Annotated in this window: 14 protein-coding genes and 1 tRNA gene; 8 read left to right on the top strand and 7 right to left on the bottom strand. The window is 68.8% G+C overall.

Annotation, left to right across the window (positions count from 1 at the left end):
* The first annotated feature begins 14 nt into the window (after positions 1–14).
* The 6 genes from ACO0LV_RS01735 to ACO0LV_RS01710 all read left to right on the top strand — a co-directional run bounded on the left by ACO0LV_RS01735 (position 15) and on the right by ACO0LV_RS01710 (position 7,146).
* On the top strand, positions 15–527 hold the full coding sequence (locus ACO0LV_RS01735; RefSeq protein WP_424786135.1) for a redoxin domain-containing protein: 513 nt from the start codon (positions 15–17) through the stop codon (positions 525–527).
* Positions 524–1,393 (top strand): glycerophosphodiester phosphodiesterase family protein, encoded by an 870-nt coding sequence (locus ACO0LV_RS01730; protein WP_424786134.1) that lies wholly within the window; start codon positions 524–526, stop codon positions 1,391–1,393. Before ACO0LV_RS01735 ends, ACO0LV_RS01730 begins: the two co-directional genes overlap by 4 nt.
* A 111-nt stretch (positions 1,394–1,504) precedes the next feature.
* Positions 1,505–4,822 carry a S41 family peptidase gene (locus ACO0LV_RS01725; protein ID WP_424786133.1) on the top strand — a complete coding sequence of 1,106 codons (3,318 nt, stop codon included), beginning with the start codon at positions 1,505–1,507 and terminating at the stop codon, positions 4,820–4,822.
* 85 nt (positions 4,823–4,907) lie between these two features.
* The gene (locus ACO0LV_RS01720) at positions 4,908–5,396 is read left to right on the top strand and encodes a hemerythrin domain-containing protein (RefSeq protein WP_424786132.1); all 489 of its coding nucleotides are present in this window, start codon (positions 4,908–4,910) and stop codon (positions 5,394–5,396) included.
* Between the two features lie 19 nt (positions 5,397–5,415).
* A tRNA-Val gene (locus ACO0LV_RS01715) sits at positions 5,416–5,489 on the top strand.
* Between the two features lie 31 nt (positions 5,490–5,520).
* On the top strand, positions 5,521–7,146 hold the full coding sequence (locus ACO0LV_RS01710; protein ID WP_424786131.1) for a serine hydrolase domain-containing protein: 1,626 nt from the start codon (positions 5,521–5,523) through the stop codon (positions 7,144–7,146).
* Here ACO0LV_RS01710 and ACO0LV_RS01705 read toward each other — a convergent pair.
* The 4 genes from ACO0LV_RS01705 to ACO0LV_RS01690 form a co-directional block, all read right to left on the bottom strand.
* Entirely contained in the window at positions 7,109–7,891 is a 783-nt protein-coding gene (locus tag ACO0LV_RS01705; RefSeq protein WP_424786130.1) for a methyltransferase domain-containing protein, read from the bottom strand. The genes ACO0LV_RS01710 and ACO0LV_RS01705 overlap by 38 nt on opposite strands.
* A 9-nt stretch (positions 7,892–7,900) precedes the next feature.
* The gene (locus ACO0LV_RS01700; protein WP_424786129.1) at positions 7,901–8,461 is read right to left on the bottom strand and encodes an OsmC family protein; all 561 of its coding nucleotides are present in this window, start codon (positions 8,459–8,461) and stop codon (positions 7,901–7,903) included.
* Positions 8,462–8,586: 125 nt separating this feature from the next.
* Positions 8,587–11,172, bottom strand: a complete 2,586-nt coding sequence (locus ACO0LV_RS01695) for an ATP-binding protein (RefSeq protein WP_424786128.1) — start codon at positions 11,170–11,172, stop codon at positions 8,587–8,589.
* Between the two features lie 151 nt (positions 11,173–11,323).
* Entirely contained in the window at positions 11,324–11,791 is a 468-nt protein-coding gene (locus ACO0LV_RS01690; RefSeq protein ID WP_424786127.1) for an Lrp/AsnC family transcriptional regulator, read from the bottom strand.
* 60 nt (positions 11,792–11,851) lie between these two features.
* Here ACO0LV_RS01690 and ACO0LV_RS01685 point away from each other — a divergent pair, with 60 nt between their 5' ends.
* Positions 11,852–12,736 carry a phenylalanine 4-monooxygenase gene (locus ACO0LV_RS01685; RefSeq protein ID WP_424786126.1) on the top strand — a complete coding sequence of 295 codons (885 nt, stop codon included), beginning with the start codon at positions 11,852–11,854 and terminating at the stop codon, positions 12,734–12,736.
* A gap of 15 nt (positions 12,737–12,751) precedes the next feature.
* On the opposite strand, the gene helR is transcribed toward ACO0LV_RS01685, so the two are convergent.
* Entirely contained in the window at positions 12,752–14,911 is a 2,160-nt protein-coding gene (gene helR, locus ACO0LV_RS01680; protein WP_424786125.1) for an RNA polymerase recycling motor ATPase HelR, read from the bottom strand.
* A 258-nt stretch (positions 14,912–15,169) separates the two neighbouring features.
* On the opposite strand from helR, the gene ACO0LV_RS01675 reads away from it, so the two are divergent.
* Positions 15,170–15,664, top strand: a complete 495-nt coding sequence (locus ACO0LV_RS01675; protein WP_424786124.1) for a beta-class carbonic anhydrase — start codon at positions 15,170–15,172, stop codon at positions 15,662–15,664.
* Positions 15,665–15,691: 27 nt separating this feature from the next.
* Here the strand turns inward: ACO0LV_RS01675 and ACO0LV_RS01670 are convergent, their stop codons facing one another.
* On the bottom strand, positions 15,692–16,276 hold the full coding sequence (locus tag ACO0LV_RS01670; protein WP_424786123.1) for a TetR/AcrR family transcriptional regulator: 585 nt from the start codon (positions 16,274–16,276) through the stop codon (positions 15,692–15,694).
* Between the two features lie 34 nt (positions 16,277–16,310).
* The gene (locus ACO0LV_RS01665) at positions 16,311–17,840 is read right to left on the bottom strand and encodes an MFS transporter (RefSeq protein WP_424786122.1); all 1,530 of its coding nucleotides are present in this window, start codon (positions 17,838–17,840) and stop codon (positions 16,311–16,313) included.
* Between the last annotated feature and the right edge of the window lie 174 nt (positions 17,841–18,014).

Below are 18,014 nucleotides of genomic sequence, written 5' to 3'. Positions count from 1 at the left end.
GAGATGGTGCCGTGGTGAGTAGGACCAAGACCACGATTCATCCTTTCGACCTCGCCGCTCCGGGCCGGGTCGCCCCCGACTTCACACTTCCGGACACCCACGGCACGCCGGTTCAGTTGTCCGCTCTGCGCGGCGCCCCGGTGCTGCTGGTGTTCTTCCCGTTCGCCTTCTCCCGGTTGTGCCACCAGGAACTGACCGGCCTGAACGAGCAGCTGGACACCTTCGCCGCACTGGACGCCGCGGTGTTGGCCATCTCCTGCGATCCCCTACACAGCCTGCGGGCGTGGGGGGACCAGGAGGGCTTCGGACTCACCCTGCTCTCGGACTTCTGGCCGCACGGCCAGGTGGCCGAGGCCTACGGCGCGTTCGACGACGAGGCCGGTCACGCCGGGCGGGGGAGTGTGTTGATCGACGCCGGTGGCGCGATCGTCTGGAGCACGCTGAGCCCCCCGGGCCGCACCCGCTCCCTCACTGAGCACGTCGACGCCGTGCGCGCCCTGGCCGCGGCCCGGGTGGAGGAGCCGTGAGCGCGGCCGCCCCGCGCCGTCGTCGTCCGTTGACTCCCCGCCAGAGGCAGGTGGCCCCGGTCGGTGGGCGGTACCTGGACCACCCACCGCTGGCGATGGCCCACCGGGGCGGTGCCGGGTATGCGCCGAATGCCGGCAACGAGAACACGATCAAGGCTTTCGCCAACGCGGTGGAACTGGGCTACGACTACCTCGAGACCGACGTACGCGCCAGCGCCGACGGCGAGGCGTTCTGCTTCCACGACGACGACCTGGTGCGAGTGGTCGGGCAGGAGCGCCTGTTCGGAGAGTTGTCCGGCGAGCAGATTCGCTCGCTGCGCACGCTCGGGGGGGAGACGATCCCCTCCCTCGCGGAGGTGCTGGAGGCATTCCCGGACACCCGGTTCAACATCGACGTCAAGACCGATGACGTGCTCGAGCCGATGCTCGGCGTGCTCGATGAGTTCCAGGCCTACCACCGCGTCCTCATCGGCTCCTTCAGCAGCACCCGGCTGAACCTGGTGCGGCGCGAGCGCCCCCAGCTGGCCACCTCAACCTCACCGAGGGAGTCGATGGGCATCGGTTACGGGGTCGGTCCGGCGGCCACCAGGGCTGCCCGCTCCGGCGCGCTCTGCCTGCAGGTACCGATCCGCTACCGGGGCAGGCGGGTGCTGACCCCCCGCACGGTGCGAGCGGCCAAGCGACAGAACCTGCAGGTACACGCCTGGACGATCGATGAGGCACCCACCATGCATTCGTTGCTGGACCTGGGGGTGGATGCGATCATCACCGACCGGCCCGAGGTGCTCAAGGATGTGCTGATCGAGCGGGGACAGTGGCGCGGGACGCACTCGTCGCGGAAGCAGGAACCGAGCGCAACGGATTGAGCCCGGCGGGTCCAATGCCGCAGGTCCAATGCCGCGGGGCGACTCGTGGCGCTATCCCGCGATGCAGTAAAGCCGGCGACACCGGCCCGTGGGGGCGGTTACGTTGACGGTATGGGTTCGGCATATCTGAGATTCCCTCATGTCCATCACGACTCACTGACCTTCGTCGCTGCCGACGATGTCTGGCTGGGTGGTATCAGTGGCGGCCGGGCCTGGCGCCTGACCAATGACCGGGCGCCGGTGAGCCGGCCGCGGTTCTCCCCGGACGGGTCCCACATCGCCTTCGTCTCCCACCGGGACGGGCACCCGGAGGTCATGGTCATCGACCTGGCCGGGGGCAGCGCACGCCGGCTCACCTGGTGGGGCGGCAGCAACACCATGGTGCTCGGCTGGACCGGTGAGGACAGGGTGCTGGTGGCCTCCAACGCCGGTGAGGCGAACATGCGCCACCTGGTGGTCAGGGCGGTGGACCTGGACGGCGGGGTGGAGCGCCTGCGGTACGGTCCGGCCGGGGGAGTGGCGCTACACCCGGACGGTGCTGCGGTGATCAGCACCCCGGCCGGGCGTTCGGCCGCGCACTGGAAGCGCTACCGGGGCGGCACCGCCGCCCGGCTGTGGCTGGATGCCGGCGACGGGCAGTGGCAGCGCCTGCTGCCCGATGAGACCGCGCCGCTGACCGACCCGATGTGGCGGGGTGAGGCGTTGCTGTTCGTCTCCGACATGGCCGCAACCTTCCCCGACGCCGCCGATGAGCAGGCGAACCTGTGGGCCTGGGACACTCCCGGGCGGGGGCATCCGCGCCAGATCACCCATCAGGGGATCGATGAGGGCTACGTGCGCGATGCCGCCACCGACGGCGCCTCCATCGTGTGGTCCAGCCGGGGCGATGTGTGGCTACTGGACGATCTGGACGGCGACCCGGTCAAGGTGAACCTGTCGCTCCCGGGCGCAGCGCCGGTGGCGTTCGAGGCCGAACCCACCAAGAACCTCGACGCCTTGGTGCCCGACCACGGCGGGGACGCCTCCCTGGTGGCCTGGCGGGGCAACGCCTTCTGGCTCAGCCACCGGGAGGGACCGGCCCGGGCGATCGCGGCCGATGCCGGAGTACGCGTGCGCGAACCGAGGCTGTTGGGCCGGACCGGCAAGGCGGTGATGGCCAGCGACGTGGCGGGGGAGGACTGCCTGGAGGTGCGCGACCTCACCGGCACCACCGACCCGCAGCGGCTGGCCACCGGGCAACTGGGCCGCGTCCTGCACCTGGCCAGCGATCCGGCCGGGCAGCGCGTGGCCGTCATCTCCCACGACGGCGCGATCCGGCTGGTCACCCTCGCCGATGCCTCGGTGCGAGACCTGGGGCATTCGGAGCAGGGTGAGGCCACCACGCCCAGTTTCTCCCCGGACGGGCGCTACTTGATGTGGACGGTGCCCACCGCCGATGAGGCCAGCCTGCACGCACTGCGCCTGGTCGACCTGCACGGCGATGGGCAGGTGCACAAGTTGACCTCGGGCCGGTTCCACGACCACAGCCCGGTCTTCAGCGCCGATGGCAAGTACGTGGTGTTCCTGTCCGACCGCACGTTCGACCCAGCCTATGACAATCACGAGTTCGCGTTGTCCTTCACCGGGTCTACCCGGCCGTGGTTGATTCCGCTGGCGGCCACCGAACCGGCGCCGTTCGGCCCGAGCGCCGACGGGTGGCGCGTCTCCAAGGCCGGTGCCGCTGGGCAGACCGGTGCGGTTGGGCAGAGCGGCGCCGGGGGCGTAGGCGCACAGGAGGGTACGGAGGACGACGACGGCGCAGCCGGCCCTCGTGAGCAGGTCACCGGGGCGCCGGCTGCTCCGCCCAGCCCGGACCTCGACGCCGCCGGGGCCGAGGAGCGGATCACCCCGTTCCCGGTGCCCTCGGGAACCTACAAGGACCTGCGCGCCGTCAAGGGCGGAGTGGTGTGGATCAGCGTGGCCGGGGAGGCTGGCGTGCTGGGTAGCCGCCGTGCCGGGGTGGCCGGTGAGCCGGCTGCCGACACCCTGCAACTGTGGACCTTCGAGACCCGCAAGGTCACCACCATCGTGGACAAGGTGGACTCCTACGCCGTCTCCGGTGACGGTGAGCGCCTGGTGGTGCGGCACAAGGACGAGGTCACCGTGGTGCCCGCGGACCGGAAGGTGGAGGAGGAGGATGATCAGGCCAAGGTCAGCGTCGATCTGAAGCGACTGCGGTGGCAGGTGGACCCGGCGGCCGAGTGGCAGCAGATGTTCGATGAGAACGCCCGGTTGATGCGCGATCACTTCTGGCGCGCGGACATGGACGGGGTGGACTGGGCCGGTGTGGTCGCGCGGTACCGGCCCCTGGTGGACCGGCTGCGCAGCCACGATGACCTGGTGGACCTGCTCTGGGAGACGGTGGCCGAACTCAACACCTCCCACGCCTACGTCATGCCCACCGAGCCGCCCGGAGCGCAGGAGCGCAAACTGGGACTGCTCGGCGCCGACCTGACCCCGGCCGCGGATGGCTGGCGGATCGACCGGGTCCTGCCGGGGGAGTCCAGCGAGCCCGATGCGCGCTCACCCCTGCGGGCAGCCGGGGTCGATGCGCGCGCAGGTGATGTGATCGTGGCGGTGGACGGGCGACCGGTGGACCGCCACGCCGGCCCGGCGCGCGGACTGGTCGGGGCGGCGGACAAGCCGGTGGAGTTGATCCTGCGGCGCGATGGCTCGGATCGACGGGTCGTCGTGGTGCCCCTGGGCGATGAGGAGGTACTGCGCTACCAGGATTGGGTCCGGTCCAGGCGCGAGTACGTGGCCGAACACTCCGACGGGCGCCTCGGCTACCTGCACGTGCCGGACATGATGAGCTACGGATGGGCGCAACTGCACCGCGACCTGCGGATTGCCAGCCGGGCCGAGGCTCTGATCGCCGATGTGCGATACAACCGCGGCGGGCACACCAGCCAGTTGGTCGTGGCCCGGCTGGCCGCCAAGGTGGTCTCCTGGGGCACCGGCCGGCACCATGCCCGGGCGAGCACCTACCCGGCGCACGCACCCCGGGGCCCGGTGGTGCTGGTGGCCAATGAGCACTCCGGATCCGATGGCGACATCGTCAACGCCGCGGCCCAGGCGATGGGTATCGGGCCGGTGGTCGGGATGCGCACCTGGGGCGGAGTGGTCGGCATCGATGGCCGCTTCGACCTGGTCGATGGCACCACCGTCACGCAGCCCCGGTATGCGACCTGGATGAAGGGTAAGGGCTGGGGGATGGAGAACCACGGCGTGGACCCCGACATCGAGGTCGTACACACTCCGGCCGACTTCTTCGGTGCCGCCGATCCGCAACTCGACCGGGCGATCGCCGAGGCACTGGACCTGCTGGAGCGGGAGGGCTCCGAACACGAGCCGCCGCTACCGGAGCCGAAGGTGAACCGGCACACCTGAGCCGGGTTCGGGTGCACCCCTCTGGCGTTGATACAACTCGAGTTGTCAGAATGGGAGGGCGGTACCAGCCGAGGCCGAGGAGGCGATGACAGTGTCCGACCCCATCCCGGATACCGATCAGGTTCTGGGCACCATGACCGATGCTGCCCATGAGCATCACAGCGAGTTGTGGGCCGAACTGACGATCCTGGAGACCGAGCTCATCCGCACCGTGGTGACCGGTGCGGACTTTGCCGGGCCCCGTGATGCCTTCGTGAGTTACCTGCGCGGCGAGGTGGCCGAGCACCTCGAGGCCGAGCAGACGGTGCTTTACGGCACCGCCCGCGGCGTGGGAGCGCATGCGCTGGTCGCCGCCATGGATCTGGACCACAGGGCGATCCTGGCCCTGGTCGAACACATGGAGCAGGCCTCGACCGGGCTGCAGGCTGCCCTGGCGGCCCGCAGCCTGGTACTGCTGTTCGCGCTGCGGATGGAGAAGGAGGAGTCCGTCGTGCTGCCGATGCTGCGCGAGGCAGGAGTGGACGTGGAAGCACTGCTGGCGGGCAAGGTCGAGATCACCGGTGCGGGCGAGTAGCGGTAACCTTGGTCTGCCAGGGCCCATAGCTCAGTTGGTTAGAGCACCGCGTTTACACCGCGGGCGTCGGGGGTTCGAGTCCCTCTGGGCCCACCCGAAGTCCGACTGCCGCGCGACCGCCGCTGTGCGCAAGGCCGGGCGTGAGCGGTTGATCCGCAGCCCGGACTCTCGCCGGCGTCCGGCCGGCGCGATTCTGGTCGCGGTCGCCGCAGTGGCGGCCGCGCTCGCGAGCCTGGCATCCCCGACGTCGGCCGGTGCGCAGTCGATCTCTCCCGAGATCGATGCCTACCTTCAGGACCAGGTGGACCGCAGCCCACTACCCGGTCTGGCGGTAGCGGTCACCCAGGGAGAGGACGTGCTGCACCTCGGCGGATACGGCACCGCCGGCGGGGGCCGGCCGATGACGGCGGACACGCCGATGCGCGTGGCTTCCCTGAGCAAGGCGTTCACGGCGGTAGCCGTGCTCCAGCAGGTAGAGCGGGACGCGGTGGATCTGGACGAGCCGGTGCGTCGCTACCTGCCGGACTTCACCCTCGTCGATGACTCGGCTGCAGGAAGGATCACCGTCCGCCACCTGCTGCACCACACCAGCGGCCTGAGCGACCCGGGATTTCCGGGCTTGTGGCGGCTCGATCAGCACAGCCCAGCCGAACGCCTCGCCGAACTGGCCAGCGCCCGGCCCAGCACGGGTCCGGGAGAGGAGTTCGACTACTTCAACCGCAACTACGACGTCCTCGCGCGACTCGTCGAAGTGGCCAGCGGGGAGGAATTCGATTCCTATCTGCAGCGGGAGATCTTCACCCCGCTGGGGATGGTCGACACTGTGAGCCTCACCCGGGCCGAGGACGCGGTATCGGCAACGCCAAGCCTCGCGCAAGGTCATGTCGCCCTGTTCGGGGCGGCCGTGCCCCGCGCCGAACCCGAGGGGTACGTGGCGGGCTCCGCCGGAATCGTCACGACCGCTGCTGACCTCGCCCGGTGGCTGCCGGTGCATGGCAACGCGGGCGCTGCGCACGGCCAACGCGTGCTGGGAGCCGACAGCCTCCGACTCTCGCACAGGCCCCCGGCACACGTAGATTCCACCTATGCGATGGGCTGGGTGATCACCACCTTCGGTGCGCACCCGGCGCTGGAACACACCGGTGTCGCAATGACCTTCCATGCGGAGCAGGTGCTGCTGCCCGAGACCGGACACGGTCTTGTTCTGCTCGCCAACGCCAACCACGCCTTCGGCGACGTCACGCGCATCAAGGAGGGTCTCGTCGCCCTCCTGGTCGGCGAGCCGCCACCCACCCACCTGATGACCCACTGGCGGTTGATCGGACTCGTCGCGGTGGGGATGACCATCGGCCTGCTACTGCGTGTTCGCAGCATCCGTCGTCGGGACCGGTGGGCGCATCGTCGCGTCCGCGGTCCGAGGTGGCTGCGCTGGCTCGGCGTCCTCCGGTTGCTCACCCCGGCGCTGCTCCTGGCGGCGTTGCCCTTGCTGATCAGTGGCGCGAGCGGGCGAGTGTTTCCCATGCGCCTACTGGTCCCGGTCACGCCCGAGGTCGTCGCCTGGCTCACCGTGGCCACCGGTACCGGAATCGCCCTCGCCGTCGCCCGGGTTGCCGCGCTCAAGAGAGCCCGGCGTACGAACGAGGCGGGGGGCGAGGCGTCACCTGACGCGGGGTCGCTGCGGCGATTCCCGCGTTGCGCCGGATGGCCGGGACCTATTCGGGTTGCCTGGCCAAGACACAGACGCTCTTGACGCCGAACCGGTCGCTCGCGCCACGGGCCTGGTCGGACAGGAACCGGTATGGGTTGGTCGTGACCATCTCGACCCGCAGGCCTGCGTCCTCGATGGCGGCGAGGTAGGCATCCTCCTGGGGGGCGCCACCGATACACGAAGCCCACAGTTCGACGTCGTCGACGATGGCGTCGGTCAAGGTGGTTTCGGTGACGATGTCCGCCACCGCCAAGCGGCCCCCGGGGCGGAGTACGCGAGCTGCCTCGGCGAAGACCCGTGGCTTGTCCGGCGCAAGGTTGATCACGCCGTTGGAGATCACCGCATCGAAACTGCCGTCTCCGTACGGCAGTTGCTCGATCCTGCCGGAGCGGAAGGTGACGTGGCCGAATGCCGCGGCCGCCCGCAGGCGCTCGGCCTTGTCCAGTTGCTCGGGTGTCATGTCGACGCCGACGACCCGTCCGCCCGGGCCAACCTGCACGGCGGCGAAGAAGGAGTCCATCCCCGACCCCGATCCCAAGTCGATGACCGATTCTCCGTCGCCGAGATCGGCCAGGGAGAAGAAGTACCCAACGCCGGCGAATGACTCGACGGCCCCCGTGGGAACTTGATCGAGAATCTCGGCCGGATAGCCCAGCCGGTCCGCGAGTGGCCGACCTAGCTCGAAATGGAACTCGGAGTCGGGATCCTGGGCCACCGCCCGGTACATCGCCTGAACCCGGGTGGTCAACTCATCGACGTCGATGCGCGCGTGGCGAACAGTGCTCATGTCCCCTCCTCAGATCACGTCGAGGGTGGTCTCGACCGGAACGGCGTTGGCCAGGCAATCGCGCACCGGAGAGGTGTCCTGCACGTACTGGCACAGCGCTTGCAGTTGCTCCTGGCCGGCATTGGGGCTCGACACACGGCCATGCGCACGGATCGCGGTGAATCCGGGCCGGGCGCCCTCGAGACCGAGGAAGGGCCGCACGTCCAGTTCGCCTTCCACCTCGTACTCCATCCGGGTGATGTGGATACCTTGGGCTGCCGCGTTCGCGACGTATCCCACGGCGTAACAGAAGGCGAGGGCCTGCAGAAGCAGTTCTACCGCGTTGGCCCCCTTGTTGGAGCCGAGCAGGACCGGTGGCTCGTCACCGTGCAGCACGAACGACGCCGAGCGGCTCTCGTCGGTCTCCCCTGCGTGGGTGAACGTGGAGATCTCTCCAATGTTGTGGGTGCCCTCCTCCCAGTTGCTCCGTGCTCGGAACGTGAACGTGGCCAACTGTGGGTCGTCCTTGATCGCATCGATCGTGGCGCCGAGTCGCTCGACGTCGATGCCGTTGTCGGTGGTGGTAGTCACGCGTGGCTCCCTTCGCGAGTGTGTGGGCACCCGACGCTACGAGGACCACGGTGACTGCGCATCGGTGCCTCGCCCCTATTTTTCCCGGCGGCCCCACCCATATCTGCTGACCCGCCGGGCGCGGCCTACTCAGGCGAGGGGCTCAACACCCCTAGGTCGATCGCGCGGCGTACGGCCGCGCGCCGGTTGCCGACGGCAAGTCCGGTCAGGATGGCGGCCACGTGGTGCTCGATGGTCCGTTGTGACACCGCCAATCGGGCACCGATCTCGGCGTTGGTCAGATTCTGTGCCAGCAGCGCCAGCACCTCGGCCTGCCGCTCGGTCAGACCTGCTGGATTGGCGCGCGTGGAGCGAACCGGGCCACGCCGCACGGTCATGCCGTGGGCACGCATCTTGCGGCGCAGGTGCGCCTCCAGCGGTTTCGCACCCAACTTCTGCGTGATGTGCACCGCGGTAGCCAACTCGGCTTCCCTATCGCTCATGGACAGCAGCAAGGCCTGGTCATAGCGCCAGCCCTGAGCCTCGAATGCGTGGGCGGCATCGTGCCATGCCTGCCGGATCATGGCGGCGTGCGGCAGGGGCGCGACCCCGTGATAGTCAACAGGAACCCCCACGACCGTGGCCCAGGCGGCAAGGCGAGCGCCGAGGAAGCCCTCGACTGCGGTTTCCCGGGCGATCCTTGCCAGCACCTGTTCGGTCCTGCTCACCGGGGGAGTGCGTCTATGGGTGAGGGCCCATTCGATCTCGAGTTCGAGCACCGGACCCGACAACTTGGGTTCGCCTGCTTCGTCGACCAGGGTGATCAGATCGCTCAGGCGTCCGGCGGCGTCATCGTCGCCGCGCCGCACCGCGACCTCGGCGAGCACGGTCTGGGCCTGTAGGCCCGCGATCGTGCTGCTGGCCCGTCTCTCGATCACACGCTCGGCAAGGGCCCGCGCCTCATCGAAGTGTCCCGATCGTGCCTTCAGCCAGGCGAGCAGAGTCTCGAAGTGGTCCCTGAAGACATCGCGCTGACGCTCCTCGACCAGTGCCAGGCCCTGTGTGATGCTGCGAAGTGCCGCATGAGGTCGCACCCACCCCAGATTGAAGAAGGCGAGCGCAACCAGGCCGTTCATGACCGTGTCGTGCGCACCGGCCCGGCGCGCACCGTCGATCACACCGTGCAGGGTGCTCGCCTCGGCTGGGTTGAGTTGCATACCCATCGCCGCCATCGCGACCAGCGCGCGCCATTTGGCGTCCTCGTTGCCCAGTTCCTCGGCCAGCCGCACGGCCCGGTGGCCGCTACGTTGCGTCTGCTCGGAGTTCCCGGAGCGCGTGGCCAGGTCGCACAGCTGACTGTGCGCGGAGGCCAGTTCGGTGGTGGCGCCGAGCGGCTCGAGCACCGCGATTGCGCCCTGGGCTTGTTCCCAGGCCGCACGGCTGTCACCCGCCAACCAGTTGAAGCGGGCCCGGGCGGTCTTGCACCGCCCGACCCCACGCACGTCGCCGTGTTCGCGGTGCAACGCGATCGCACGGTCCGAGGCGTTGAATGCTTCGCTCAGGTCTCCGACGTGACATGCCTCCTCGGCGTACGCCTCGTACAGGCCGGCCCGGTCACCGATGGGGAACTCGTGGGCGAACTCAGCGGCGCGGCGGTAGTACTCGAACGCCTCGCGATGTGATTCCAGTGCGGTCGCCTCGCGGGCCGCGGCCAGGGCATGCGAGGCAGCCGCGTAGGTGCTCCCGGCTGCCTCTGCATGGTGAACGATGTCGGCTGCGGCGCCTCCGGTGGCCAGAAGCGCTTCCAGGACCTGCGCGTGCAGGTGACGTCGGCGGGTGGCGGTCAGGCTCGAGTGGACCGCGCGACGGATGAGTTCGTGCCGGAAACGCACGTGCGTCGGCTCGAGGGTCAACAGCCGAAGACGTTCGGGCGCCTCCGCTGCTGCCGTCCACTCAGGCAGGGCGGCGTCGAGGGCGGCGATAGGAAGACGTGTCGGCGCAACCGAGACCAGTTCAACCAGATGGCGTGAAGACGGATCGAGCCGGGCACAGCGCCCCAGGATCGCACTCGTGACCGACTGCGGCAGATCACCGGGAAGGTCAGCGACCAACTCTGTGACGAAGAAGGGGTTGCCGCCGGTTACGTCATAGACCCAGTCGGCGTTCTCCTCGCCGCTGAGCCTGGCCACGGCGGCACGTGACAACGGGGGCAGTTCCACACGCACCGCGGCGAGACGGTGCAGCACGCCCAACGCCGACTGCACCGGGTGGTCGGGGGCTGCCTCTCCGGATCGCAATGTCAGCACGAGCACAGCGGGCAGGTCGGCGATGCGGCGCCCGAGGACGGTGATGGCATCGATGGTGGCGTCGTCCGCCCAGTGGATGTCCTCGATCACGATCACCGTCGGTCGCTCGGCGGCGGCCAGCTCGTCCAGAACCCGGGTGTGCAGTCGATACGGAGGGTCGCCGGCGTCGAGCATGGACTGTAAACCCCACGGCGCCTGCGCGGCGATATCCCAGAACGGCCCGAATGGTCGGGATGTGGACAGGTCATCACAAGTGCCCCAGTAGACCTCGGCATCGGTCGTGGGCGCGAAACTCGACACGAGCATCGTCTTGCCCATGCCGAGTTCACCGGCCACGATGGCCACCGATCCACGACCGTCGGCGGCGACGTCGACGGTCCTGCGCAGTGCGCGTAGGGCGGCGTCGCGTTCAAGCATGGCACCCATGGCCACCACCTGCACCTCGCCTTCGCCTGCAGGGTCCGACCGAATCCTGGTCCGCCTTCCCGGTTCCGATGCTAGCGGGAACCTCCCGGACCAGGGGTCTCATCAGCAAATTCGTGGCTGCCCCGTTCGGGAGCCGGTGGGCTCGGCCGGGTCAGGACCCGTTCAGACCCGTGGGCCGGTCGACCAACACCGACAGGATCACCATCGTGCGGGTGCGGATCACCATCTCGTGGCGGCGCAGGTTCTCCACCACCCGCTCCAGGTGCCGGACGCCGTCGACCTGGACGCGCAGCACCGCGTCGGGATCACCGGAGACGGTCACGGCGCTGAGCACCTCTGGCAGGTGCTGCACAGCGGCCAGCACGTCCCGGGGAGCCGTGCGCTCGGCGCAGTAGACCTCCACGATCGCCTCGATACCCTGACCGCTGATCGTGGAATCCACCACCGCCGCATATCCGCGGATCACCCCGCGCGCCTCGAGCCGGTCCACCCGACGTTTGACCGTAGGCGTGGACAGCCCCAACTCCCGGCCCAGGTCGGTGAAGGTGCGGCGACCGTCCAGGCGCAGCGATGTAAGGATCTGTCGATCCACCTCATCGATGGGTACACGTGTTCCCACTTTCGATACTTTACGCAAGATCTGGTGGTGCTTCACGTCACATCGGGGTACAACGGCGACATGTTCGAAGAAGCACAGCTCTACGCCCCCGTGACCACCGATGAGAACGGTGTCCAGGTGCACCTGGCCGATAACCACCCCGGCGTGAACGATCCGGAGTACCGCCGTCGTCGTAACGAGATCGCTGCCCCGGTGATGACCTGGGAGCCCGGGATGCCGATCCCACAGGTGGACTACACCGATGAGGAGAACCAGATCTGGGCCCGGGTCTGCGCGGAGTTGGCACCCAAGCATGAACGCCTCGCAGTGCGGGCCTTCCTGGAGGGAAAGGAAGCGCTGGGGCTACCCACCGACCGGGTGCCGCAGTTGGACGAGGTCTCAGCCGGCCTGGAGCGGCTCACCGGCTTCCGGCTGCATCCGGCCGCCGGGCTGGTGCCCCTGGACGTCTTCTACGGGTCCCTGGCGGATCGGGTGTTTCACTCCACCCAGTACCTCCGGCACTCCTCCCAACCGTTGTACACACCCGAACCGGACATCATCCACGAGGTCGTCGGCCACGGGAACCTGCTCGCCTCCCCGCAGGTTGCCGAGGTCAAGCGCCTGGCCGGAGAGGCGGCCCGGCGGTGTGAGACCGAGAATGGGCTGCAGTACGTTGCCGACGTGTTCTGGTTCACCATCGAGTTCGGGGTCATGTACGAAGACGGCGAACTGCGCTGCTACGGAGCCGGCCTGTTGTCCTCCTACGGGGAGATCGAGGAGTTCCGCGGCGCGGATGTGCGCCCGCTCGACTTCCATCTGATGGCCACGCTGGACTACGACATCAGCAAGTACCAACCAATCCTGTTCGCCTGCGACGGCATGAACGAACTCACCGAGCGGGTCGGGCAGTTCTTCGCCGAGTTCGACGACGAGACCCCCGCTCGCCTGGCCGCCGCCGCGGCCTGAGGTGCTTACGCCGGGTCAGGGTGCGGAGTCGGTGAGAACGACCAGTTGCTGGGTCGCGCGGGTCATCGCGACATAGCGGTCCACCCCGCCCTGCACGCCGATGCCGAACCCCTCGGGGTTGATCAGCACCACCAGGTCGAACTCGAGGCCTTTGGCCAACTCGGGAGTCACGGAGTGCACCCTGCGGGGCAGGGGAGGGGAAGGGGGACGTGTGCTGATGACGCATCCGACCCCCTCGGCGTGAGCGGCGGCCCACTCCTGCAGGATCGCCTGTAGTTCCGAGGTATGTCCGTGCCGCACCGGCAGACCGTTGCTGCGCACCGAGCGGGGCACATTGGCATCGGGAAGCACCTCCCGGATCACCGGCTCGGCATAGGACATCACCTCGACCGGGGTGCGGTAGTTGAGTCTCAACGTCGCGATCCTGGCCTCACCCAAGCCCGCGCGGTGCAGGCGCTGGGACCACGACTCGGTGAACCCGTCCCTGGCTTGGGCACGGTCGCCCGCGATGGTGAAACTACGTGAGGGGCACCGGCGAAGCAGCATCTGCCACTGGGCCTCGGTCAACTCCTGCGCCTCATCGACCACGATGTGTGCGAACGGTCCGGCGAGCCGGTCTGCACCGGCGACGCCATCGGCCGCGTCCTGGACCAACGCGTCGCGCAGGTCCTCCCCGTGCAGCATCGTCATCACACTCTCGCCGTCGTGATCGGCGGCGATGAGTTCGGTCACGACGGCATCCATCTGGTCACGTTCCGCCTGGGCGGCCGCTGACTGTCGCCGCCGGCGTCGAGCATCACCTGCCTCACCGAGCCGGTGCCGCGCCGCATCCAGCAACGGCAGATCGGACTGGGTCCAGGCGTGCGGGTCCTGGCGCTGGAGCGCGCGAATCTGCTCTGGCGCGAGCCACGGGGCACACAAGCGTAGGTAAGCCGGAACCGACCAGAGATCGCCGATCAGGTCCGAGGCACCGAGCAGCGGCCACGCGTGATTCAGCGTGGCGGTCAGTTCGGTATCCCGGGACACCTCCCGGCGTACCAGGTCCGTGGGCACCTCACTATCGTGCTGATCGATCAGGAACTGCACCAGCGCGTCCCACACGTGTTCGCGGGCCTCATTGTGCGGGGTGCCCGGATCCGGCGCAGCAAAGGCCTCCGCCCAGTCGACATCGGTCACCTGGACGTCGGCCCACGAGGTCGACACCTCCAGCGACTCGGTGGGGGGCTGCTCGTAGAAGGCCACCGCCTTCTCGATCGCCCCGGCCATCTGTCCCGAGGCCTTCAGGCCGGCCACCACCGGGTCGCTCTCTGCCGGGGTGTGTTCGCGCGCACCGGCGAGGTCGGTCAGCGTGCAGGTGAGCACACCCTCCTCCCCGAGGCTGGGCAGCACATCGGCGACGTAGGACAGGTAGGGCTGGTGCGGGCCGACCACCAGCACTCCGCCACTACCAACGCCCAGCCGGGGGTCGGAATAGAGCAGGTAGGCCGCCCGGTGCAGAGCCACCACCGTCTTCCCGGTGCCGGGTCCTCCGTCGACCACGAGCGGGCCGCGCGATCCGGCCCGGATGATCGCGTCCTGGTCGCCCTGGATCGTGCTGAGCACATCGGGCATCGCTCCGGTGCGGCTCGTCCCCAGGCTGGCGATGAAGGCCGACTGATCATCCAGGGCCGCGTGCCCCTGCAGCGCACCGGGAGCGAAGACCTCATCCCAGTAGTCGGTGATCCTCCCCGCACTCCAGCGGTAGCGCCGCCGGCTCGTCAGCCCCATCGGGTTGGCGTGGGTGGCGGCGAAGAACGGTTCTGCCGCCGGTGCGCGCCAGTCGACCATCAGGACCTCGCCACTCTGGTCGGTCAAGCCGATGCGGCCGATGTAGACCGGACCGGTATCGCCCGCGCGCACCATCCGGCCCAGGCATAGGTCCATCCCGTACCGGTACAGGAGCCTGAGTCGGGTGGTCAGGCGGTGCACCCGCTGATCACGCTCCAACGCCGCTTGCACACCACCACCGGGGGATCTGCGCTCGGTCGCGAGTTGGTCGGAGGTGGCGGTGACCTGCTCGCTCAGGCGTTCTGCGATGATCCGCAACTGAGCCTGGTCGGTACCGATAAGGGCGGGATCGGCCTTGGCGGTCCTGGCTTCGGAAAGGTCGAAAATGTCGGTCCGGGTGGTGGGCACGCGTCAACTCCACAGGTCAAAGGGGCATGGGCTCGGCTCGGGACCCCGCATTCTGCGGTACGGAGGGGGTCTTGCGGCAAGGCCCCCCTCGCGCGATACGGTAGGTGTACGGCAGGGGACTCCTCGGTGTTGAGGTGCTCGCGGCGTCCCGGTCCGCGAGACTCCCGGGCGGGTGACGACCCGCGACGTCACAGCGGGTGAAAAATGGCTGAGGAGGCGCCGACCGACGCCGACCCACGGACGCGAAAGGACCGAGGCATGACTGTCACCGACGACCTGCTCCGCAACGCGGAGGCCTATGCCGCAACGTTCGACAAGGGTGACCTGCCGATGCCGCCAGGGCGTCAGGTCGCCGTCGTTGCCTGTATGGACGCCCGGCTGAATCCCTACGGCCTGCTCGGCCTGGAGGAAGGGGACGCCCACGTGATCCGCAATGCCGGCGGGGTCATCACCGAGGACGAGGTCCGTTCCCTCGCGATCAGCCAGCGCCTGCTCGGCACGCGGGAGGTCATCCTCATCCATCACACCGACTGCGGGATGCTCACGTTCACCGACGATGAGTTCAAAGCTCAGATCGAGGCCGACACCGGCATCCGGCCGCCATGGGCACCGGAATCCTTCCGGGACCCTGCCGACGACGTGCGTCAGTCCCTGGCCCGCATCGCCGCCAACCCGTTCGTGCCACACAAGGACCGGGTCCGCGGGTTCGTCTACTCGGTCAACGACGGCACGCTGACCGAAGTCAACGCCTAGATCGACCGGCTGTCGGGGCGATGGGGTTCACCCCGCCGCCGTCGCCCGCGCCGGGTTCAGTGCCCGGCGCAACAGCCGGTGGATGTACTCGGGATCGGCTGGGACGTTGTCGATGAGGACGGCCGTGCACAGGCCGTCCGAGGTGGCCACGAGGGCGGCGATCGCCTCGGGATCCTCGGTGAGCGCGGCGCCGAGTTCGGCGACGTTCTCGCGCCACCGGCGTGACACTTCGGCAAGTGCGGGCCGGCGGGCCGCCATGGTGGCCAGTTCCCGCTCGGCCAATGCCCGGTCACGACCCGGACCGGCGGAGTCGGCGATCAACTGGGCCAGGCCGTGGAGGTTGTCGCCCGGGCCCTCGATGATGGCGCGGATGTGTTCGGTATAGGTGTCGGCGACGCTGGCCAGGGCCGCAACGAGCAGGTCATCCAGGGTGACGAAGTAGTAGGTGATGAGGCTGGTGGTGATGTCCGCCTGCGCGGCGACGGTGCGGTGGGTGACCCCCGACGCGCCGTCACGAGTGACGACGGCTAGGGTCGCCTCGATGATCTGGGCGCGGCGCTTGCTGCCCCGGGCAAGCCGTCCATCGATGTGGCGTTCCTCGTCCGCTCCCATGCACCTCACCTCTGGTCTACAGGGTAGTGGCATCTCACCGCTGATCGGCCTCGACACGTTGCTCCTGGCCGAGCGGGGGGAGGTGCCGGAGCGCCACCAGGCAGAGGAGGGTCGCGAGGATGATCGCTGATCCCGCCGTGGCGGCCGCGACGTTCATCGCGCCCGTGAACGTCTCCTGCGCGCGGACAAGGACATCGGCCGAGAGTTCGTCGGCAAGGGCCAGTGCCTCCGGGAGGCTGGCGGTGAGGCCGTCGGTGACCTGCGGTGCGGTCCCGGGCGGCGCGGTCATTCTCGCGGCGTAGAGTGCTGTGGTGAGGCTGCCCAGCAGGGCGACGCCGACGGCGATCCCGAGTTCCATGACGGTTTCCGACATCGCCGCTGCCGAGCCGGACTTCGAGGCCGGGGCAGAACCGACGACCACGTCCGTGCCGAGCGCGCTGATGGCGCCCAGGCCCAAGTAGACGAACGCGAATGCGACCACCACCCACGCTCCGTCGCCGCTGCCGACGATAGTGAGCAGCACGTATCCGATCACGGACAGGCCCAGCGTGAGCGCCATCACCGACCCGGGTCGGAGGCGCCTGGCGACGAATGGTGCGCCGATGGCAGCGGCGAACATGGCCAGCGCGGGAGGTCCCATCCAGAGGCCAGCCACGAAAGGTGTGAGGCCCTGCACCAACTGCAGGTACTGGGTCACCAGGTACATGGTTCCTCCGACGCCGATCAGGCCGACCAGGAGCACCACCAGGGCGGCGGAGAAGGATCGGTTGCTGAACAGGCTGACGTCGAGCAGGGGAGCGCGCAGAGCACGTTGGCGGCGAACGAACGCAGCCCCGCTGATCACACCGACCGCCAGGAGGAACGCCGACTTCAGCTCGGGGCCGTGAACGGCGGTGTGCTTGACGGCGTAGATCACCGGAAGGATGGCCGCGAGCGAGAGCGCGACACTGGCCAGGTCCAGCCGCCCCGCAGCCGGGTCGGCATACTCGGGTAGCACCCTGCGGGCGCCGAGCAGGACGAGGACGGCGGCCGGAACCGCGAGCAGGAACGCCGCGCCCCACCAGAGCGCGTCCACCATGGCGCCGCCGGCCACCGGACCGGCAGCCATCCCGACCGCGAACATCGTGGCCCATACCCCGATGGCCAGCGCGCGCTGACGCGCATCGGCGAACATGTTCGAGATCAGCGACAGCGTCGAGGGCATCAGGGTCGCGCCGGCGATGCCCAGCAGAGCCCGGGCCAGGATCAACAACTCGGCGTTCGGGGCCAGGGCCGCGAAGATCGAGGCGAGTGCGAACGCTGTCATCCCGATCATCAGCAGACGCCGTCTGCCGATCCGGTCCCCGAGCGTGCCCATGGTGATGAGGAACCCGGCGATGAAGAACCCGTAGGCATCCATGATCCACAGCGTCTGGGTGGTGGAGGGATCGAGGGCCGCCACCATGCTCGGCACCACCAGGTACAGCACCGTGACATCGAGTCCCAACAGCACCGTTGGTACCGAGAGCAGGGCGAGGCCCGCCCACTCGCGCCGTCCGGCCAGGTGGGGTGGCGCATCGAGCATGGATCTCTCCCTCAGAGTCTCTAGTTGCACAGATATACAAGTAGGACGGTCGCACAACTAGGACGATGGTGCAAGGGAATTTCCGGACGACGGTGACCGCTGATCTGAACCGGGCGCCTGGACGGTGTCGCTCGGCCGGCGAGGAGAAGTAGGTAATGGGTGCGGCATCGTCAT

This window comes from Pseudactinotalea sp. Z1739 (assembly GCF_049725055.1).
Classification (GTDB): Bacteria; Actinomycetota; Actinomycetes; order Actinomycetales; family Beutenbergiaceae; genus CALKWS01.
This window is presented reverse-complemented; position numbering and strand designations above follow the sequence as displayed.